Source organism: Rhizobium sp. Root1220, from assembly GCF_001426265.1.
Classification (GTDB): domain Bacteria; phylum Pseudomonadota; class Alphaproteobacteria; order Rhizobiales; family Rhizobiaceae; genus Rhizobium.
The window spans coordinates 177,971-194,246 of the sequence record NZ_LMDG01000001.1; the positions used below are offsets into that span (position 1 = coordinate 177,971).

At 59.3% G+C, this 16,276-nt stretch carries 18 protein-coding genes and 1 tRNA gene; 9 read left to right on the plus strand and 10 right to left on the minus strand.

Annotated features, from left to right (window positions below):
* The first annotated feature begins 202 nt into the window (after positions 1–202).
* Positions 203–586, plus strand: a complete 384-nt coding sequence (locus tag ASC90_RS00855; protein ID WP_056534336.1) for a hypothetical protein — start codon at positions 203–205, stop codon at positions 584–586.
* Positions 587–953: 367 nt separating this feature from the next.
* Here the strand turns inward: ASC90_RS00855 and ASC90_RS27580 are convergent, their stop codons facing one another.
* The 3 genes from ASC90_RS27580 to ASC90_RS29575 form a co-directional block, all read right to left on the minus strand.
* Positions 954–1,304: a surface protein gene (locus ASC90_RS27580; protein ID WP_082519769.1), complete on the minus strand. Its 351-nt coding sequence runs from the start codon at positions 1,302–1,304 to the stop codon at positions 954–956.
* A 122-nt stretch (positions 1,305–1,426) separates the two neighbouring features.
* Positions 1,427–1,756, minus strand: coding sequence for a hypothetical protein (locus tag ASC90_RS00865; protein ID WP_056534340.1), 330 nt, complete (start codon positions 1,754–1,756; stop codon positions 1,427–1,429).
* Positions 1,757–1,869: 113 nt separating this feature from the next.
* Positions 1,870–2,076, minus strand: coding sequence for a hypothetical protein (locus ASC90_RS29575; protein ID WP_056534342.1), 207 nt, complete (start codon positions 2,074–2,076; stop codon positions 1,870–1,872).
* Positions 2,077–2,569: 493 nt separating this feature from the next.
* Here ASC90_RS29575 and ASC90_RS00880 point away from each other — a divergent pair, with 493 nt between their 5' ends.
* Entirely contained in the window at positions 2,570–3,001 is a 432-nt protein-coding gene (locus tag ASC90_RS00880; RefSeq protein WP_056534346.1) for a hypothetical protein, read from the plus strand.
* 439 nt (positions 3,002–3,440) lie between these two features.
* Here ASC90_RS00880 and ASC90_RS00885 read toward each other — a convergent pair.
* The 3 genes from ASC90_RS00885 to ASC90_RS00895 all read right to left on the minus strand — a co-directional run bounded on the left by ASC90_RS00885 (position 3,441) and on the right by ASC90_RS00895 (position 7,309).
* Positions 3,441–3,517, minus strand: a tRNA-Arg gene (locus ASC90_RS00885).
* A 122-nt stretch (positions 3,518–3,639) separates the two neighbouring features.
* The gene (locus ASC90_RS00890; protein WP_056535192.1) at positions 3,640–5,163 is read right to left on the minus strand and encodes a HAMP domain-containing sensor histidine kinase; all 1,524 of its coding nucleotides are present in this window, start codon (positions 5,161–5,163) and stop codon (positions 3,640–3,642) included.
* 148 nt (positions 5,164–5,311) lie between these two features.
* Positions 5,312–7,309 (minus strand): methyl-accepting chemotaxis protein, encoded by a 1,998-nt coding sequence (locus tag ASC90_RS00895; RefSeq protein ID WP_056534348.1) that lies wholly within the window; start codon positions 7,307–7,309, stop codon positions 5,312–5,314.
* Positions 7,310–7,747: 438 nt separating this feature from the next.
* Here ASC90_RS00895 and rpmH point away from each other — a divergent pair, with 438 nt between their 5' ends.
* From rpmH to yihA, 4 genes are all read left to right on the plus strand, one after another.
* Positions 7,748–7,882 (plus strand): 50S ribosomal protein L34, encoded by a 135-nt coding sequence (gene rpmH, locus ASC90_RS00900; protein ID WP_056534350.1) that lies wholly within the window; start codon positions 7,748–7,750, stop codon positions 7,880–7,882.
* A gap of 20 nt (positions 7,883–7,902) precedes the next feature.
* A complete protein-coding gene (gene rnpA, locus ASC90_RS00905) occupies positions 7,903–8,304 on the plus strand; it encodes a ribonuclease P protein component (protein ID WP_056534352.1) in 402 nt (133 codons plus the stop codon).
* On the plus strand, positions 8,304–10,088 hold the full coding sequence (gene yidC, locus ASC90_RS00910; RefSeq protein ID WP_056534354.1) for a membrane protein insertase YidC: 1,785 nt from the start codon (positions 8,304–8,306) through the stop codon (positions 10,086–10,088). The genes rnpA and yidC overlap by 1 nt, the downstream gene beginning before the upstream one ends.
* A gap of 114 nt (positions 10,089–10,202) precedes the next feature.
* Positions 10,203–10,859, plus strand: coding sequence for a ribosome biogenesis GTP-binding protein YihA/YsxC (gene yihA / locus ASC90_RS00915; protein ID WP_056534356.1), 657 nt, complete (start codon positions 10,203–10,205; stop codon positions 10,857–10,859).
* 54 nt (positions 10,860–10,913) lie between these two features.
* On the opposite strand, the gene ASC90_RS00920 is transcribed toward yihA, so the two are convergent.
* The 3 genes from ASC90_RS00920 to ASC90_RS00930 all read right to left on the minus strand — a co-directional run bounded on the left by ASC90_RS00920 (position 10,914) and on the right by ASC90_RS00930 (position 12,831).
* Positions 10,914–11,471: a fasciclin domain-containing protein gene (locus ASC90_RS00920; protein ID WP_056534357.1), complete on the minus strand. Its 558-nt coding sequence runs from the start codon at positions 11,469–11,471 to the stop codon at positions 10,914–10,916.
* Between the two features lie 104 nt (positions 11,472–11,575).
* Positions 11,576–12,295 carry an anti-sigma factor gene (locus tag ASC90_RS00925; protein WP_056534359.1) on the minus strand — a complete coding sequence of 240 codons (720 nt, stop codon included), beginning with the start codon at positions 12,293–12,295 and terminating at the stop codon, positions 11,576–11,578.
* Positions 12,292–12,831, minus strand: coding sequence for a sigma-70 family RNA polymerase sigma factor (locus tag ASC90_RS00930; RefSeq protein WP_056534361.1), 540 nt, complete (start codon positions 12,829–12,831; stop codon positions 12,292–12,294). The genes ASC90_RS00925 and ASC90_RS00930 overlap by 4 nt, the downstream gene beginning before the upstream one ends.
* Positions 12,832–12,986: 155 nt before the next feature.
* On the opposite strand from ASC90_RS00930, the gene argB reads away from it, so the two are divergent.
* Positions 12,987–13,874 (plus strand): acetylglutamate kinase, encoded by an 888-nt coding sequence (gene argB, locus ASC90_RS00935; RefSeq protein ID WP_056534363.1) that lies wholly within the window; start codon positions 12,987–12,989, stop codon positions 13,872–13,874.
* Between the two features lie 59 nt (positions 13,875–13,933).
* Here argB and ASC90_RS00940 read toward each other — a convergent pair whose 3' ends face one another.
* On the minus strand, positions 13,934–14,707 hold the full coding sequence (locus ASC90_RS00940; protein ID WP_056534365.1) for an isocitrate lyase/phosphoenolpyruvate mutase family protein: 774 nt from the start codon (positions 14,705–14,707) through the stop codon (positions 13,934–13,936).
* Between the two features lie 126 nt (positions 14,708–14,833).
* Between ASC90_RS00940 and ASC90_RS00945 the strand changes: the two genes are divergently transcribed.
* Both ASC90_RS00945 and ASC90_RS00950 read left to right on the plus strand, forming a co-directional pair.
* Complete coding sequence (locus tag ASC90_RS00945) at positions 14,834–15,541, plus strand: pyrimidine 5'-nucleotidase (RefSeq protein WP_056535194.1); 708 nt, start codon at positions 14,834–14,836, stop codon at positions 15,539–15,541.
* 110 nt (positions 15,542–15,651) lie between these two features.
* Positions 15,652–16,275, plus strand: a complete 624-nt coding sequence (locus tag ASC90_RS00950; protein ID WP_056534367.1) for a calcium-binding protein — start codon at positions 15,652–15,654, stop codon at positions 16,273–16,275.
* Position 16,276: the final 1 nt, after the last annotated feature.

The following is a 16,276-nucleotide window of genomic DNA, read 5'->3' on the forward strand; positions in this document are numbered from 1 at the left end:
GCCATCGACTGACCTAACCGCTTCAATTGGCCATCATAGTTGCGCCGCGTGCGCTACGCACTCCAACGGTGCCAAGCGTCTGCTTGCCTCTTTCCCAAATGGGTTGCCCCGGCGGAGCGAGTCAAATCTCGACGAGGTCCGAAACTTTCCGCTGAATTTCGCCGTTAATGTCGATCGCGCTCAAAACAACGGGAGGACTGACATGAAGGCCCCGAATTTCGCCCTGCTTTTGACGCTGCTGCTTCTGCCGACGTTTGCCGTCGCTGATACACTTCTTGCAAACGACATCCGCCGCGACATTATCGGAAGGACCATCTACCTGGCGACGCCGCTCGGTGGCGAGCTGCCGCTGAATTATCACATCTCCGGTCAGGTGGACGGCAGCGGCGAGGCGATCGGCCTTGGCAAATATTTCAAACCAAGCGACACCGGAAAGTGGTGGATTCAATCCGATCAGCTCTGTCAGAAATTCCGCACCTGGTACAAGGGCGCTCCAATGTGCTTCGAGCTGGAAAGCGTAGGGCCGGGCAAGATCAGGTGGACACGGGATAACGGCGAGACCGGCATGGCACGGATCCGCGAGTGACTTCAGGGGAAGCAGAATAGAAAAAAGCCCGGTGCGGGAGGAGGTGCACCGGGCTCTTGATCCTGACTGACAACTGGGAGGAGGAGTGTTGCCAGTCCGATGAAGGAGCGCTGGGAGGAGGAGTGCGCTGCCTTCGAGACAATAGATAGCGCATTGGTTCGATTGGGAATAGCGAAATTACCGCAATGCAGCAATGCAAACGAAGCATGGCTTGCGGTTTAAAATTCCACGGAAGCCTATTTTTGCAGCAATTTTGATCAATCGGTCAATTTATTGGGCGAAAATGCAATTCGCCGTGGCCAAGTGCCACAAACGAGGGCAGCAGGAGGAAGAGGCGGTTGAAGCCGCCCTTCCTCCGTTGGCCCAATCAGTAGCCGTTGTCACACGGCATGCTGCCATCGCCATTGGTGCCACCGAAGGTTCCTTGGCAATATGTCTGGCGCTGGATGGGTTTTGCGGGATGGCGGACGATTGAACCAGTCGTTCCCGCCGCGACGCCAAAGGCCGAAAACGGGTACCAGTAACCGTCCGCGTAGCGGCGCGTGCCGGGGCGTTCCGTGCGGGAACCGCGATAGCCGTGCCAATGTCCGACGCCACTCTGTACCATTGCCACATTCGAGATAGTTGGGAGCGTGGGCATCGCCTGGACGGGAACCGCCGATAGTGCCAGGAGAGCACCGAGTGATAAAGTGGATGAAGCAACTCTGAGCATTTTCATGATAAACCCTCCTTACGGATTTACGTGAACAAAATGCGGTCGTTGCTTGCATAGTTCCCGGGTCGCAAGCGACCTCCAGCACTCGTGATCGCAGGCGACTGGGCGTGATGGAAAAGGCTGATCTATCCGTCTTGGACGACGCGATAGCCCTGGCTCGACAGGCAGGTCACATACTGCCGGCGCGCCGCTGCAGTGGCGGTGACTTCCTCGTTGGCGACGTCAATCGGCGTGTTCGTCATCCGCGCGCGGAGCTCGTATTGCTTCCGCGCCTCGTTGTACATGAAATTGCCGTCCGCAACGCAGATGCCGTGCGCAATACCCTGTGGGTTGAGCGGCGGGTCGAGCGGTGCTGCCACCGGAACGAGGATCGGCGCGTTGGCACGATCGACACAACCGGCAAGCGTGGCGGCAAGTCCGCACACGACAACCACCCGAACCATTATACTTGGCATATTCCCTCCGGCCGCGGGCCGCCATTCGCACGGCAACGCTCCGCCCGACGCACAACGCCGGGCCAACATCACCGAGCAACATTGCGTCAGGCTAGCGCGATGTCGGATCTGGCCTAGAAAATTGCTGCTTCGCCGCGCGGTTGATCGTCGGTGGCCAGCTCCTCCGCTGTCGACCGGAGGCCGCGACGCAATACTTGTTCCACGAAGAGCCGAAGGAGATCCGGGCGCGAGGAGTGACCGCCCGTATCCAGGGCGGATTTCGCAGCCAGGACGGTTTCCATCGAGCCTTCGCAGCCGGATGCCTGCGGCAGCGATGACATAGGATGCTGCTTGTGAATGCCCGGGAAAGAAGAAGCTGCCGTGGCCAAATCATATCGGGGTAGGCGGGTGCGGGATCGACCTCCCGGCCCGGCCAGGCCGCAACGTGGATCTGGGTAGCCTGGGCTGCAAGCGCATGCGTGGGAAGAATAATGTTGTGCTCCCAGCAATTGAAGCCGCTGATCCGGGCATATGGCCGCTCATGAACCCTGAGCCCGCTTGCAACGCCGTCGCCCCAAACGGCTCGCTCGACATGGGTCGGCTTGAGTTTCCTGTGGCGACCGAGAATGATGCCCTCACGGCCGATGAACAACAGCGTGCAGTAGATGCTACCGGACGTATTGGCATCGCGCACGGCAATCCCGATGACGACATCGATATCCGCCCGGCGAGGCAGACGGCAACCCCTTGTACAGGGGATTCAAAGCAGCGAATTGCTAAGACAGGAGATAGCGAGTAAAATTTCAGCCATTGGTTCGACTGGGGAGTAGGCTAATGAGCAGACTGTTGATCCTGTCGGCTGGTGCCATCCTGGCGCTAACGTCCGTGGCGTCCGCTGCGCCGGCTATGCAACCGCTAAAGATTTCTAAGGAATGCAGCCAGTACACCGGCGATACGCCGAGCTTCTGCACCATTACGGAATCGAACCTCGCGTCGATCCCGGCAGGCACCAAGATCTTATATTATGGGCCGGTGACCGGCAGTCCGCTTTTCGGCAGCAGCACGACGGTTATTGCCGTCGGAAACGGAGACACGGCGGTCGGGTACTGCGTCACCTACGACACCGCCAGCCCGATGCAAGGAACCTGTGCGTTCCACGCCGGCAGCGGAACGCTTGCCGGATTCCAGGCGGTCGTCAAGGTCACGGTCGACGACAAGCAGATCTATCACTGGGACGGAGGCTACCTGCTTGGCCCCGCCAAGTGAGTGCGAAAGAATGGTGCTCACGGCTGGCTGTTTGACGTGAATTCGTGCCCTGACTCATAAGCATGCGAATCGGGTTGCCGCTGGCGTCCCCGGAAACCCAAGCTGACTGGCAGCGAGGGTCAAAGGGTCGCGCTTAATGTGCATGGATGGCCAGAGCCGTTCCAGGAGAGTCCTCGCCGACTAAAATAGGGATCCCTTTTGCAAGATGACCTCCCGCTCGAAATGCTGGGTCTTGGGACTAACCAGCTTTCCGAGGACGGCCCGCAGGCGCGGTAGGCAGGCCTTCCTGGCCAACTCGGTGGGAAGCCGCGCCGCCGCAACAGACGTGAGCCCAGTCATCGTGTGTCCATCCTTGCGTCACCCCGTTGTGTACCACACGGAGTCCGCCAAGGTCCTGAGACCGTCGATGTATTTGGCTTTCAATGCATTAGGAAAAAAATGGCGCACCCGAAGAGATTCGAACTCCTGACCCCCAGATTCGTAGTCTGGTGCTCTATCCAGCTGAGCTACGGGTGCGTACCGGCAGCGGTCAAACCGCTTGCGTGGGCGGTTCTCTAAAGGGTCCTTTGAGTGATTGCAATAGGCTTTCTCAAAAAATCGCGCCTTTCGCACAGCAGGACGGGAATACGGAAATTGCTCTATTTTTCCTGAAGGCTGCGACTGCGGTAATCTTCCAGCGAAACCGGGCGATCCGGTATTTCGATGCGGAACTGCGTCCCGACCGACGGCTTTTCCACAAGCGCGATCGTGCCACCGTGCGCCAGCACGAGTTCGCGCGCGATCGCCAGACCAAGCCCCGTTCCACCCGAGCGCACCGATCCGCGGAAGGCGGCGAAGAGATTCTGCCGGGCCCTCGGCGGCATGCCTGGCCCGGTGTCATCGACGATAATGCTGACAACGCTGCCGACACGCTGGGCCGAGACGGTGATGCGCTTGAGCTCCGACGCCTGCCCTACCCCCGGCGCGGTCGACAGCGCCTGTATGGCATTGCGGCAGAGATTGTGGATCACACGGAAGAGCTGCTCGCTGTCGGCATCGATTTCGAGATCGTTGGCCATCTGTTCAATAAACTCGATTCCGGCCTGCGCGTCGAGCGCCAGCATGTCTCTGACATCCTGGGTCAGATCGTACAGCCGGATGCGGCGCCGGCGCGGGGTCGATTCGCTCGCCTGCCCGTAAGACAGCACCTCCGTGGTATAGCCGACAGCGCGGTCTATGGTGCGCAGCAGCTTCGGCGCGAACGCCTTCACCATCGGGTCGTCCACATGCACCAGTCGATCCGACATCAGCTGCGCCGCGGCGAGGATGTTGCGCATGTCATGATTGATCTTGGAGACCGCGAGGCCAAGCGCCGCAAGATTCTTTTGCTGCTTCAACGTCTTCTGCAGTTCCATCTGCATCGAGGTCAGGTGACGGCCGGCCACCGCCAGTTCGTCGCGCCCGCCATCCCCGACGAAGACGTGCTGCGGGTTCTCGGGATCGATCGAGAACTGCTGCATGCTGCCCGTCAGCATGCGGATCGGGCGAATCAGAATGCGATTGATGGCGAAGAACACGAGCGTCGCGGTGAAAAGCGAGATCAGGATCGACAGCAGGAACACATTGCGCGAATAGACGAGCATCGCATTGCGAAGATGCTTGTCCTTCATGACGACCTCGACGCCGGTATTGGTATCCTGGACCGGGCCGTAAACACGGATCAGGCGGTCGCCACCGAAGATCAGCGTGTCCAGCGCGTCGCGAATCGCAGTCGAGGCCGGCACGTCGGTCAGGTCATACTGTTCATCGACGGACGTCGGCATGTCAGCGGTGGCGAGCAGGCGGGAGGTGCCGTCCTTGCGCAGGACAATCGCCTTGGTGCCGGTGGCGTCCAAAATTTCCTTCTGCAAGGCGCGCGGCAACTCGACCGGCTGCAGACCGTCGATGACGATTGCAGCCGCGGCGGCGGCATTCAGCCTCTCGTCCAGCCAGCGCAAACGCATGCTGGCGACCGACGGAATGAAGATCAGCACTTCCGCCAGCATGATGCAGACGACCGTCAGCCAGAGAAGCTTGCCGGAAAGCCCCCTGAACTTGCCTGAACCTGCGCGTGCTGCCCTGCCGGCCTCGGCGGGCACCACTCTGTTCTCGGGAAAATTGTCGGCTTGACCTTGGTCTTGCATGATTTTGTGTCCGCTCAGCGCTCGGCGCCATGCCAAGTCTTTTACATTAGACGATCACAGTGCGTTTTCAAATCTCCGCGAGCAGAGGCAAGACGGCGCAACGAAAAACGCCGCCCGAAAGCGGCGTTTCCTCGCTATGGAAGGAAAATCAGAACTCTTCCCAACTCTGATCGGCAACGGCGGCGTTGCCGTTAAACGCGCGCGCGACGGTCCCCATGGCGCGGCGCGCCGGGGATGCAACGGGGCGATGCTCTTGATGCCGAGTGACGCCAACCGGTGCAGCCGGCGCATTCGATAGCTTGAACCTCGCGATCAGACGCACCAGCCCATCGGCCTCGCCAGAGAGCTTGTGGGTCGCCGCCGATGTCTCCTCGACCATCGCCGCGTTCTGCTGCGTCACCTGGTCCATCTGGTTGACGGCGGTATTGACTTCCTTGAGGCCGGTCGACTGTTCCTTGGCGGCGGTGGCGATCGAGTGGATGTGATCGTTGATGGCGTTGACGCGGCGTTCGATCTGCGAGAGCGCCTCGCCGGTTTCCTGCACCAGCTTGACACCGACCTGCACTTCGCTGCCGGACTTGGTGATGAGCCCCTTGATGTCCTTGGCGGCCGTGGCAGACCGCTGGGCCAGTTCGCGGACCTCCTGGGCGACGACGGCAAAGCCCTTGCCGGCTTCACCGGCGCGCGCTGCCTCGACGCCGGCATTCAACGCCAGCAGGTTGGTCTGGAAGGCGATCTCGTCGATGACGTTGATGATCTGGCTGATCTCGCGGGAGGCCTGCTCGATGCGACCCATGGCATCGACGGCATTGCGAACCACCACGCCCGACTTTCCGGCATCGGCCTTGGCTTCGGATACCATGACGCTGGCTTCCTGGGCACGTTCCGTCGAGTTGTTGACGACCGCCGTGATCTCGTCCAGCGCCGCCGAGGTTTCCTCCAGGGCCGCGGCCTGCTGCTCGGTGCGCTTGGAGAGATCGTCGCTGGCCGAACGCAGCTCGTTGGTATTGCCGTGAAATCCTTCGGCGGTCTCGCGCACTTCGCGCATCGTCGACTGGAGCGTCGCGAACGTGTTGTTGACGTTCTGCTGCAATTCGGCAAAGGCGCCCTGGAAGCTGCCGCGCATGGTCTGTGTCAGGTCGCCATCGGCCAGGCTTGCAATGACGCGGCGGGTTTCGCCGACCCCGCCGTCGACGCTGGACAGCAGATGATTGATGTTTCCCGCGAACTGATTGAGGTTTGCGTCGCCATAATCCTTGTCGATGCGACGGCTGAAATCGCCGGCAGCGGCCGCGGCCACCACGACCGACATGCTCGATTGCAGGTCGTCACTCTTGGCGCGCATCGCCCCTTCCTGCGCATTCATCCGGCGGACGGCAAGACCGTTTTCCTTGAAGACGGCGACGGCAGCGGCCATTTCGCCGATTTCGTCCTGACGTGCGGCAAAGGGCACGTCAGCATCGAAGTTGCCGTTTGCGACTTCCTTGATCGCGTCGGTGACCTTCTTGATCGGACGACCAAGCTGGACAGTACCTATGTAAAAGCCCATGCCCATGCCGACAGCGATACCGATCGCAGTGATGGCGAGCACCAGCCAGAGGATGAAAGCACGCGAGCTTTCAACGTGCGCGTTGACGGCATCAAGCGTTGCCTTGTCCGTTGCAACGACCGCATCGATTTCGGCCTGGAAGGCCTTGCGGTTTGCGCGGTTGGCATCGTTATTGCCCTGCTCGTTGGCAGCCTGCGGAGTTACTTCGGTACCGAGACGCGCGGTTTCGGTGCGGAAGGCGCGGAATTCCTTGGCGCGCTCGGTCAGCTTTGCGAAAGCGTCCCTCTGTGCCACGGGAACCAGCGGCGCCCAGGATGCAATGACCGTGTCAATCTGGTCGAGATCCGTCATCAGGCCCTTGGCAAACGGCCCGGCTTCCTTCGTGGAGGGGGCACCGTAGATGCCTCGGGCTTCCATGACGGTCGCGGTCACGAAACGGTTGAGACGCTCGCCGGCATAGGCGCGATCGGACGCATCTTCGTAGGCCGAAAGATTTTGATCGTATTGATGCACTGCCCACAAAGCAGTCGCGCCAACAAGTAACGCAACGCCGCACATGGCAGAGACGAGTAGATTGATCTTACCGCGAATTTTCAAAGAAGGCCCCCCTGGAACGAATGACGAGCCGAGAAAGCGTTCCGGCCGATAGCTAAATTTGGCCTAAATAAATTAATGCTACATTTCAGCCGCCTGATTTCAGCACTATAAAAAATTACCTGTACTTAGTCGTTGGAGCATGTTTTTTTGCGCGCAGTGATGCAATTCAGGCTAATTTCCGCACGCTTCAGTTGAATTATGGGAAAAAACGTCGAATGCGCGACCTGTCACAATGCTTAAGGGCGGATGCTAATTTTCACAGCGACGGCGCAGGAAATCCGGAAATTTCCGGCGATAATTGACTTTGAGGGCCTTCGTCCGTATAAGCCGCGCACGTTCGGGCATATAAGACTTTTGATAGTCTCTCCCGTTCGAAAAACAACGCTCCTTGCTATATGCAAATTCAAGAAGGGCCGCACTCCGCGGTGTTTAAAATAAATGAAGCGTACCTACCAACCATCCAAGCTTGTTCGCAAGCGCCGTCACGGTTTCCGTGCACGTATGGCTACCAAGGGCGGCCGTAAGGTCATCGTTGCTCGCCGCGGCCGCGGCCGCAATCGTCTTTCGGCCTAAGGCCGGAATTGCCCGATAAGATGGCGGGCGAATTGACGATCGAAGAATCCCAAAATACTGCCGGGCGGCTGAAAAGCCGCCCGCAGTTTCTTGCTGTCCGCAATGGCGAAAAACGCAGGGGCGGCTTCTTTTTGCTCGAGGTCCTCGATCGCAAGGAGCCCGAAACCGAAGCCCGCGTCGGCTTCACCGTCACCAAGAAACATGGCAACGCGGTCGAAAGAAACCGCATGAGGCGGCGCCTGAAAGAGGCGGTGCGACTTCATGCAGGGTTTGCAATGCAGCCCGGACACGACTATGTGGTTGTCGCGCGAAGGGATGTGCTCAAAGCATCCTTTAGAGAATTAGCCGCAGAGCTCAAGGCTCGCGTCGAGACCAAGCCGAAACACAAGCGGTCCGGAGACGGCCGCCCCAGGAATGTATGATGCAAAACAACCGCAACTACTTCATTGCGATCGCTCTCTCTGTGCTGATCGTTCTCGGGTGGCAATTCCTCTACATGAACCCGCGCATCGAGGCCCAGCGCAAGGCCGAGCAGGCACGGAAGGCGCAGCAGCAGACTGAACAGACGCAGGCGCCTGCCGCCGGCGGCACCAGCCCGGCCCAGCCGAACGGTGCAGCTCCAACCGCAACGACGACCCCGTCGCTGATCGACGCGCTTGCAAAGTCGCCGCGCATTACCATCGACACGGCCGCACTGGCAGGCTCCATCAACCTTGCAGGCGCGCGCCTCGACGACCTGAAGCTCAAGGGCTACCACGAGACTGTCGACGACTCGAGCCCGATCATTACCCTGTTCAGCCCGTCTGAAACCAAGGACGGCTACTTCGCAGAACTCGGCTATATCGGCGGCGACGCCACCGGCAGCGTTCCCGGCCCTTCGACACTCTGGACAGCCCCTGAAGGTGCCAAGCTCACTGAGAAGACACCCGTCACGCTGACCTACACCAACGAGAAGGGCATCACCTTTGCCCGCACGATCTCGGTGGATGAACACTACATGTTTACGGTCGCGGATAAGATCACCAATGCCGGCCAGGCGCCCGCCGCGTTGTCTTCCTATGGTCGCGTCACCCGCTACAACAAGCCGGCCGTCGCCTCGACCTACGTGCTCCATGAAGGTTTCATCGGCGTAATCGGCGACAGCCTGATCGAGAGCAAGTATGCCGCCGTCGAGAAGGAAGCCGTCAATCCGGCCACCGCAACCGGCGGATGGCTCGGCATCACCGACAAGTACTGGGCCGCGACGATCATTCCGCCCCAGCAGACACCCTACGATGCGCGCTTCACGCACTTCACCGACGGTCAGCCGCGTTTCCAGGCCGACTACAAGCAGAACGCCGTCACAGTCGCGCCCGGTCAGTCGATCGAACTCAAGAACCTCGTCTTCGCGGGCGCCAAGGAAGTTCCGGTCATTGACGGGTATGAAAAGACGTACTCCATTCCGAAATTCGACCGCCTGATCGACTGGGGCTGGTTCTACTTCCTGACGAAGCCGATGTTCCGGCTGATGGACTTTTTCTTCCGGTACTTCGGCAACTTCGGCGTCGCGATCCTTATGACGACGATTGTGGTCAAGGCGCTGTTTTTCCCGCTCGCCAGCAAGCAGTACGCTTCGATGGCGAACATGAAGCGCATGCAGCCGAAGATGGAAGAGCTCAAGGCGAAATTTGCCGACGATCGCATGGGTCTGCAGCAAGCGACGATGCAGCTCTACAAGGAAGAGAAGATCAATCCGATTGCCGGCTGCTGGCCGATCCTGTTGCAGATTCCGATCTTCTTCTCGCTCTACAAGGTGATCTACATCACCATCGAGATGCGACACGCACCGTTCTTCGGCTGGATCCAGGACCTTTCCGCGCCTGATCCAACCTCCTTCCTCAACCTCTTCGGCCTGCTGCCGTTTGCGGCTCCGACCTTCCTGCATCTCGGCGTGTGGCCGCTGATCATGGGTGTAACGATGTTCCTGCAGATGCGCATGAACCCGACGCCGCCTGATCCGACGCAAGCGATGATCTTCAACTGGATGCCGCTGGTGTTTACCTTCATGCTGGCGAGCTTCCCGGCCGGCCTTGTCATCTATTGGGCCTGGAACAACACGCTCTCAGTGATCCAGCAGGCGGTTATCATGCGCCGCCACGGTGTGAAGATAGAGCTTCTCGGCAATCTCAAGGGTCTGTTCAAACGAAAACCGGCTCCGACTGAATGACGATAAGCCCCGCTTCGGCGGGGCTTATGCGTTGAGGGCCCATTGGGTTGACAAAGCTACACTAAACCTGAATGCCATAGGCTCACTGGATATGGACGTGCTGGAACAAGCCGAATGACCGATAACAACGACAAGCCGCTCTTCGGGCGTCCGTGGATCTTCATCCGCGGTGTACCCTCCCTGAAATTCCTGCCACCGGAAGGACCGCTGGAAGTGGCTTTCGCGGGCCGCTCGAATGTCGGCAAGTCGTCGCTGATCAACGCGCTGGTCAACCACAAAGGATTGGCACGCACGTCCAACACGCCGGGCCGCACGCAGGAACTCAACTATTTCGTGCCCGAGGGATATTCCGGAGATGCCGGCGATCTGCCGCCTATGGCGCTGGTCGACATGCCGGGCTACGGCTACGCCAAGGCGCCGAAGGAAAATGTGGACGCCTGGACGAAGCTGGTGTTCGACTATCTGCGCGGTCGTGCGACGCTAAAACGTGTCTATGTACTGATTGACAGCCGCCACGGCATCAAGAAGAACGATGACGAGGTGCTTGACCTCCTCGACAAAGCCGCGGTGTCGTATCAGGTAGTCCTCACCAAGACCGACAAGATCAAGCCGCCGGCGGTCACCAAGCTTCTTGCTGATACAACTGAGAAAATCAAGAAACGCCCGGCTGCCTACCCGGGCATCATCGCCACCTCGTCCGAGAAGAGCGACGGATTGGATGACCTGCGCGAAGCAATCGCACGGACGGTTGGAATCGCCACCTGGCAGTGAAAGAGGGCGCCCCGAGCAGAAAGGGCGCGCCTCCCAGTAGCTGCCTGAACTGGTTTACATCTTCGGCAGCAGAACCTTGTCGACGACGTGAATGACCCCATTCGACTGCTTGACGTCTGCTATCGTCACATGGGCCACGTCGCCGTTTTCATCGGTCAGCGTAATCTTGCCCATGCTTTCCTTGGCCTTCAGCACGCAACCACCAACCGTCTTGATGTCGTGTTCGCCGCCATCGGCCTTGATCATCTTGGCCACCGTCTTGGCCATCGCGTCAGCTGCGACGACATGGCAAGTCAGGATCTTTGTCAGTTTCGCCTTGTTCTCGGGCTTCAGCAACGTATCCACCGTGCCGGCCGGAAGTGCCGCGAAGGCCTCGTTGGTCGGAGCGAAGACGGTGAATGGGCCTTTGCTCTCGAGCGTCGACACGAGGCCAGCCTCCTTGACGGCGGCAACGAGGGTCGTGTGATCCTTTGAATTCACCGCATTCTGGACGATGTTCTTCGTCGGATACATGGCGGCGCCGCCAACCATGGGGTTCTTGGCCTGCGCGGCGAAAGCGAGTGCTGAAACGGCAGTTGCTAGCGCGATGATGCGCAGCGCGGATTTCATCATGATTGTTCTCCTCTTGCGTCCGCTTGAGTATCGCCGGCCGAATGCCGGTGAACCGCGCGGATAGGAGGATCTACGTGCGGGTGGCAAAAAGAGTTTCAGGGGATTCACGGCCTGCGTGCTGTACCGCTGGCAACGACCGGGCCGGTCGCCACACCCGTCGGCGATCCGCCGAAGGGCTCCAGGCTAACCGCAAACGTCGTGCCATCGCCAATGCCGTTGCGCATATCGGCCGGAATGGTGAGTTCGCCGCTTCGACCCGGCGGAAAGACGCCGAGCGATTTGGGCGCGCCCGTTGCAGGGACCATCCAGAGTTCAAGCGATTTTTCCTCCGGCTTGCCGGCGGCAACAGGGACGATCTTCAAGCGGCCGCTTTCCGCCTCGTACGAGACCAGCAGGTTGACTTGGCTGTTCGGTGCCGAGAGTTCGGCCACAAGCGGCGTACTGGACCTCGGAGGAGAGACCGAAGCAAACGCAAGGACAAGCGCCGCAGCAGTGAGAAGCAACGACGCCGCTGTCAGCGACCGCCAGAAAACAACGGAATTCCAAACGCCGCGCGAAGGCAACGGGGCTTTCTCCGACGTGCCGAACAGCCGGGCCTCAACCTGCCGGAAGGTTTCCTGACTTGGGCTGACCACGTCATAGTCGTCATTGAACGTGGAAAGATTGGCTTCCCAGCGGCTGACGATGGCTGCGAATTGACGGTCGCGGCGCATGCGTTCTTCAACGACCCGCCGATCCTCGAAGGAGAGCACACCGAGCACATACTCGCCTGCAAGCACTTCGTCCCGGGAGCGCCCTCCCTTGCTTTGATCCGACGATGTCATCGTTCCATGCACTCTCTCAGCTTCAAGAGGCTGCGCCGCAACCAGGTGCGCATCGTATTCAGGGGTACGCCGAATTGATCCGCCAGTTCCTGATAACTCAATCCTTCGACATAAGCGTTTCGCACCGCTACCGCGCGGTCAGCTTCCAACTCTTCCATGCAGGTGTCAATCCGCCTTCCTTCGTCTCGGATCACAGCCTGCTGTTCCGGGTCGAGAGCGTCATCCGAAAGGTCGTATGCGCTATCCAGTTCACTCGCGGCAGGTTTGCGCGCGCGCATGATGTCAATCGCCTGGTTGCGCGCGATCGTGGCCAGCCAGGATGACGGCGCCCCCGTGGAGGCCGCGAATACCGAAGAGCGTTGCCAGATCTTGATATAGACCTCCTGCAACGCATCCTCCGCCTCTGCGCGGTCCTTCAAGATACGCACGCATATGGAAAGAAGTTTCGGCCCGGTTGCCCGATAGAGCGCGGCAAAGGCTTTTCTGTCGCCGATGGCGACACGCCCGATCAGTCCCGCGATTTCCTCGCTCGTCATGCCGCCTCCCCCGTGCCGCTTTCACCCATGGGCGTTCCGCAGCGCTTGGAAACACACCTAGATGCAGCAGTTACGCTAAACTATTGCCGTCTGGATTATTCCATCTGTCAAAAACTTGAGATAAAAGGCCGCAACCAGTTCCCGCGGGGTATCCCATGATCGAGACCGAAAGCGAAACCCAGGCACGCCTCCTTGCGCAAGCCCTGCCCTTTATGCAGCGTTATGAAAACAAGACGATCGTCGTCAAATACGGCGGCCATGCCATGGGCAACCCCGAGCTAGGCAAGGCGTTCGCGAGCGATATCGCTCTGCTGAAGCAATCCGGCGTCAACCCGATCGTCGTTCATGGCGGCGGTCCGCAGATCGGCGCCATGCTTACGAAGATGGGCATCGAATCGAAATTCGAAGGCGGCCTGCGGGTCACCGATGCCAAGACGGTCGAGATCGTCGAAATGGTTCTTGCCGGTTCGATCAACAAGGAGATCGTGGCGCTCATCAACCAGACAGGCGAATGGGCAATCGGTCTTTGCGGCAAGGACGGCAACATGGTCTTCGCCGAAAAGGCGCGCAAGACCATCAAGGATCCCGATTCGAACATCGAGCGGGTGCTGGACCTCGGCTTTGTCGGCGAAGTGGTCGAGGTAGACCGCAGGCTGATCGATTTGCTGGCGCGCTCGGAAATGATTCCGGTTATCGCGCCTGTTGCGCCGGGCCGTGATGGCGCTACCTACAACATCAACGCCGATACCTTTGCCGGCGCAATCGCCGGAGCATTGAACGCCACGCGTCTGCTGTTCCTCACGGATGTTCCCGGCGTGCTCGACAAGCAGGGCAACCTGATCAAGGAACTCTCCGTCGCCCAGGCGCATGAACTGATCGCCGACGGCACGATTTCGGGCGGGATGATTCCGAAGGTCGAGACCTGCATCGACGCCATTAAATCCGGCGTTCAGGGCGTCGTCATATTGAACGGCAAGACGGCCCACTCCGTCCTGCTCGAAATCTTCACCGAGCATGGCGCGGGAACGCTGATCGTTCCCTGAGCCTTCGCCTTTGCGCCATTGCGGGCAAAAGCCCGCTTTTGCCCTTTCCTGAATTTTCTTCAGCCTGTGGCGGCATAGACCGCCGAGGCCGCTTCCTTCAGCTTTTCCATCATGATCCGATAGGGTCCCGGTCCGTAGCTGACGCGGCTCACACCAAGGCTTCCGAGCGTTTTCACGTCAGGCGCGCCCGGCCTCATCATGATGTTGACCGGCAGTGGCGACGCATCGCAGATTTTCTGGATCAGCGCTGGATCAATCAGCCACGGCACGAAGAAGCCGTTGGCGCCGGCGGCGGCATAGGCCTTGCCTCGCTCAATTGCTTCATCGACCAGTCCCGCATGTTTCGACAGGTCGCCTTCGCGCAGAAATAGATCGGTGCGTGCATTAATGAAGAAGGCAATGCCCTTTGCATCTGCCATCTCGCGAATGGCCTTGATACGGGCCGCCTGCTTTTCGACCGGATGTAACCCGCTTCCACCGACCACCTGGTCCTCGAAATTGATCCCGACGGCTCCTACATCGATGAGCTTTTCAACGTTGGCGGCAGCGCCTGTAGCGTCGGTCGAATAGGCACCCTCGAAATCGACCGAGAGCGGCAGTTCGTTGACTGCGGTGATCTGGCGAGCCGCGGCCACCAATGAGGCCAGCGGAATCTGCTCGCCATCGCCATAACCTTGCGCGGCCGCGACAGACCAGCTTCCCGTCGCCAGCGCCTTGGCGCCGGCCTCGGTCACTGCCTTCGCTGTTCCGGCATCCCATATGTTGTAGAGGACGACTGGATTGCCCTTCTGATGCAAAGCATCGAACGCCTTTGCCTTCTCTGCCAGGTTCATTCGTTTCTCCCCCGTGAGCTCCCAATTGCTGGGAACTTAGTCCGATTGCTCGACATCATCAATCAAGCGACTGGAATGAATGCATTCCGGATTTCAATTGAACGCACCGCGTGCCATAACGCCGGCATGACCAAGATAGATCGCACGCCCACCGAGGCAGACTTCTCGCATGTGACCGAGTGGGTTTTCGACCTCGACAACACGCTCTATCCGCATCACGTCAATCTGTTTTCGCAGATCGACAAGAACATGACAGCCTACGTTTCGACGCTCTTGCAAATGGAGCGGGACGAGGCGCGTAAGCTGCAGAAGCAATATTATCTCGATCACGGCACGACCCTGCAGGGATTGATGATCCATCACGGCATCGACCCCAACGACTTTCTCGAGAAAGCCCATGCGATCGACTATTCGAGCCTGACCGCGCAGCCGGAACTCGGCACAGCGATCAAGGCGCTGCCCGGGCGCAAGTTCATCTTCACCAATGGCAGCGTCAAGCATGCGGAGATGGCGGCCGGCGCGCTTGGTATTCTCGAGCATTTCGACGATATCTTCGACATCGTTGCAGCCGATTATGTGCCGAAACCGGCACAGGCCACCTATGACAAGTTCGCTGCGCTGAAGCGCATCGAGACCGGCAAGGCAGCCATGTTCGAAGACCTGCCACGCAATTTGAAGGTCCCTAAAGCACTTGGCATGCAGACGGTCCTGTTGGTGCCCAACAACCTCGAGGATACGGTTGTCGAATGGTGGGAAAAGACCAGCGGCGACGAGGATCACATCGACTTCGTCACCGACGATCTCACTGATTTTCTTGGCAAGATTATCGGTTAGATTACCAAACTTTCATCCAGCTTACCGATCTTTAATTCGTCAGATCGGAGCCTGCGCCCTACCCTTTCGCGTGCAATCCGCAATGAGATTGCACACCGAAAGGAATTGAGATGTCACGCAACAAGCTGATACTGGCCGCACTTTCCTCCGTCATGTTTGCCGGTGCTGCAGCCGGCAGCAGTTTTGCCGCATCCGGCGACAAGCCCCGCCATCCGTCGCGTCCTCACCAGATGATGGGCGGCGGTCTCGGTTCGCCTATCATGCGCGAGGTCGTGTTCGTCCGAATGCTGCAGCAATTCGACACGAACAAGGACGGTCAGATTACCAAACAGGAAGCCAAGGACGGCATGGAGGCGATCTTTGCCGCAATCGACACGAACAACGATGGCTCGCTGACACCAGGTGAGATCCGCAAGTATCATGAAGCACAGATGGCCAAGGTCAAGGCATCGAAGGAGGATACGACCGACGACGAAAGCCTGGGTCAAACTGATGACGATGCCATGCAGCCTGCGCCGCCTCCCGGCGGCCCTGATGGCGGCGCCGGCCGTCACGGCATGCGCGGCGGCATGATTCGGGAATTGTTGCTCATTCAACGCATCGACACCGACGAAAACGGTCAGATTTCCCAACAGGAAGCCGACGCCGCCTTCGACAAATTCTTCAGCTTCATGGACAACAACAAGGATGGCGTGATCTCGATCGCGGATATGCCGGATCGGCCATTTCCGTAAG